The following is a 3,662-nucleotide window of genomic DNA, read 5'->3' as shown; positions in this document are numbered from 1 at the left end:
CGCCAGCGCGCCTAGTTTTAGAAAGTCTCGTCTTTTCATGATTCTGCCTTAAATTCAAATTTGATTGGTTGATTTGGTTTAAATTTAGCGGAATTTACGCGGTTGAGTTTTGCATCGTTTGCCTTTTAACGTATTACGCGACCTCGCGTCTTGGCGGCGATTTTACTAAATTTGGGCTTAATTATCGTTTTAGCGGCGATTTTAAAAATAGCGTAAATTTAGGCCAAATTTGATAATATCTCATCAAAATTTAAAGGAAGCAAATGTCAAATTTAAAAGCCGAATTTGAGATAAAGCCTAGCGCCGAGTATAAAGCGATGACGCGCGAGGTGGGCAAGATTGTTTATAAGGGCGATAAATTTATGCGAAACATACGTATATGCGACTTTACGGCGTCGGCTCTTGGCATGTTTTTTATCACGCTTTTGTGCGTCAAATTTTACTTCAGGGAGCTTAGCGACTTGCTTAGGGATTACGGTTTTAGCGGCGTGGAAAATCTAGCCTACCTATCGTGGATGGCCGCGTTTTTTACTCTGCTTTACGCTACTGGGCTGCGGCCTTGGCTGCTTACTCGCGCGCTGATAAATAAAGCAAACTACGGCGAATTCGGACCAAAAAGCGTGATCTTAGAGGATGGGTTTTTCGTGCAAAAAAGCAAATTCGGCGAGGGCAGATACAGGTACGCCGTCATCAGCGACGCGCGATATGTGGGCGAGTATGTCGTCGTTATCATCGCAAACTCCATGTTTTGCGCCGTGCTGCGAGAGGCTTTTGGCGACGGCGGAGCGGAGTTTTTAAGCGAGATAAAAAAGCGCGCGGGACTAGACGCGTAAAATCAAATTTAGGATTTAAAATGAGCGAATTTGACGAGTTAAGTTTACACGAGCCGTTTTTAAAAGGGCTGCGCAATCTAATAAACGGCAACCAAGCTAAGCCTGAGGATTTGGTAGAAATTTCGCACGAAATTTTTGATTTTGAGGCGATGGCGACCGTGACGTGGGAGTTTTACGGCAAGCGCGAAGAGAGCAAAATCGCAGGCGGCGCAAAGGAGCAGATACACTTCGGAGGCGACGTTCGCAGCTACGAAAATCACGCAAGAGAGTGCTTGCTGCAGGCTAGAGATAGCGCGGATCTGCGTGAAATTTTACTCACCGAACTACGCCAAGACGCAAAAGAGGCCGTCGCAAAATCAGGCGGCGCGGTTAGGTATTACGATTTTAAGCCATTTAGCATGAGCGAGCGTTGCGACGAGTGCGGAGGCGACGGGCAGACGCGCTGCGGCGAGTGCGGCGGACGAGGCAAAAAAACCTGCTCTAGCTGCGGCGGACGCGGACGACAAAGCTGCTCCACGTGCGGAGGCAGCGGCGGCGTAAATCGCCCTCACACGCAGTATAACTCAGACGGCAGCACCTACGTGACGTATCGCTACGAGAGCTGCTCGTCATGCGGCGGTAGCGGCTCAAGCACCTGCTACGGCTGCTCGGGATCTGGCACGGTTAGGTGCGGCGGATGCGGGGGATCTGGCTACGTGCAGTGCGCCCAGTGTAGCGGTCACGGATACTTTACCACGGTAGCAAACATCGGCGCCTACGCGAAACCCAGCGTAAATTTACGCATAAAATCGCGCGCCTACGCCGACGAGCTTTTGGACTTTTTATGCGCTCGCACCTGCAAATTTATCTCGCAGACGATACCGTTTTATCAAGACGAAGAGAGCGGCGACGAGAGCTCGCACCTGTTTTCTTACGTGGGTTCTAGCGCGATAACGCGGCTAAATTTTATCCTGCTAGGCAAGGAGTACGAGGCGGTGGGCTTTAGCAACCCGCCCTACGCCTTTATCAGGCCGCCGTTTTTCGATGATCTTTTCGCAGACGAGATATCTATGCTAGAAAAGATTGACGCCGACGGCAAGATAACTAGGCGCGAGGCGTTTAAATTTTTCACGCGCTACTGCTCGCAGCCCGCCCTAGACTCCGCGCTAAAGCGTATCGCTAAAACAGACGGCGCGCAAACCGAGGCCGCAAACGCCGTGATAGAGGCCTGCGAAGGCTACGTCTCAAGGGGTGCGGCTAGCAAACTGGGCGAAACGATGAAAAAGTGCCTGGATAAAATCTCCCCCGTTTACTCGCCTGCGGTTTGGTTTGGGCTGGGCTCGCTATTTTGGCTGCTTGCGCTAGTTTTTACGGCGGGATTTTTGGGCGAAAATTTAGCCGACCGCTACATCATGTCGCCTATTTATACGATTGTATTTTTAGCCCTTTGCGCGGGCGTTTCTTTGTGCGTCTTGGCGCCTCTTAGCGCGCTGGTTACGCTGATTCACCGTAGTGCCGTGCCTAAAGAGTACCGCCAAAGCATGCGAAACAAAGAGGCTTTTTCGCTATTTTTTAAAATTTTAGCGGGCTTTGGAGCAGTCGGCGCGATCTATGGCGCGATATCTGGCTTTGGTTACGCGCCGACTCTTATGCAGCTTGACGAGCGGTTTGAGGCATCGCGCAGCCTGGAGGCCAAATTTCGCGAGATAACGGCTAAATTTGAGGGCTCTGGCGACCAAGAGCGCGAAACAAACTCTACCGCCGCCGCCAAAACCGCGCCGCAGATCACGCAAAAAGAGAAAATTTTATACGTGCAAAAGGCTATCGGCGTCAAGGCCGACGGCATCATGGGTGCGCGCACGCTAAAAAAGGCGCAGGAGTTTTTGGACGCAAATTTGACGAACGCGGATGAAATTTACGAAGCCGTAAAAGCAAAAGAAGCAAGCCGCGCAAAGTGATTGATTATATCTCATTTTAGGAGGATGAAATGCCCAAAATCAACTGGGACGGAAGGTCTGCGGGCAACGGCGCTTGGGTATACGAGGGCAACGAGCTAAAGCCCAAATACGGCGCAACCACGCACAATACTTTTGAATTTGACGGCGGGGTGCTAAAGCCTAAAACTGGAGCCAACTCCTCTAACACCTTTGAGTTTGACGGGAGAAAAATAAAACCCAAATACGGCGCAAACTCAAGCAACACTTGGGTGATACAAGGCAATGTCGTTAAGCCCGATTTTGGTTCAAACTCGAGCAACACCTACGACATAAACGGAGCTCCCATCGCCGTCATAATAGGGCAAGTCTGCCTAAAGCTGTGGTAGCGAGGCAAATTTGGCGAGTGCGTGAAGTACGCTCAAATCGCACTCGCCGTTTTTTTGGCGTGCAATCACGGTAAATTTTAGTTATTTAATGCCTTTAACGCTAAGTTTATTTGCCATTTTGAGCTAAAATTTGAACTATTTTCTCTCCGGTAGCTTTTATCGCCGCGTCAGAATTTAAACCGTGCGGATTGCCAAGAAAATACGTTATAGCCACAATCGTATCGTCTTCATTTTTAAAATAATAAAATTTCTTACCGCCTGCGACCGCTTCCTTCACCTGCGCACCCTCGCCACCAAATGCCGCGATAAATTCGTTCTTATAGCTTATTCCCACGCAGATTATTAGGCGCGGCTTGCGCTCTTTTGCCCATGCCCTAAGTTTAGGGAAGCGATTTTGCTCTATCCAGCGTATATATTCGCCCTTATTTTTCAGACCTGTTGCCTCGGCAAAACCTTCGCTCCAAAGACTATGACTAGTATTTTTAAACGCAAGCGGATACAAATTTAGCTTAAAATATCCCTTTGCG

At 49.5% G+C, this 3,662-nt stretch carries 3 protein-coding genes and 1 pseudogene; 3 read left to right on the top strand and 1 reads right to left on the bottom strand.

Annotated features, from left to right (window positions below):
* Nucleotides 1-263 precede the first annotated feature (263 nt).
* From Q0338_RS00310 to Q0338_RS00300, 3 genes are read left to right on the top strand one after another with little or no spacing between them, the layout of a single operon-like run.
* Nucleotides 264-833, top strand: a complete 570-nt coding sequence (locus Q0338_RS00310) for a YcxB family protein (RefSeq protein ID WP_298085033.1) — start codon at nucleotides 264-266, stop codon at nucleotides 831-833.
* A 20-nt stretch (nucleotides 834-853) separates the two neighbouring features.
* Nucleotides 854-2,770: a hypothetical protein gene (locus Q0338_RS00305; RefSeq protein WP_298085032.1), complete on the top strand. Its 1,917-nt coding sequence runs from the start codon at nucleotides 854-856 to the stop codon at nucleotides 2,768-2,770.
* A 29-nt stretch (nucleotides 2,771-2,799) separates the two neighbouring features.
* The gene (locus tag Q0338_RS00300; RefSeq protein WP_298058370.1) at nucleotides 2,800-3,135 is read left to right on the top strand and encodes a hypothetical protein; all 336 of its coding nucleotides are present in this window, start codon (nucleotides 2,800-2,802) and stop codon (nucleotides 3,133-3,135) included.
* A gap of 106 nt (nucleotides 3,136-3,241) precedes the next feature.
* Here Q0338_RS00300 and Q0338_RS00295 read toward each other — a convergent pair.
* Nucleotides 3,242-3,662: pseudogene (locus Q0338_RS00295) on the bottom strand (hypothetical protein); the annotation flags it as partial.

Source organism: uncultured Campylobacter sp. (assembly GCF_938018145.1).
Classification (GTDB): Bacteria; Campylobacterota; Campylobacteria; order Campylobacterales; family Campylobacteraceae; genus Campylobacter_A.
Note: the sequence above shows the minus strand (reverse complement) of the source record. Positions and strands in the feature narration are given on the sequence as shown.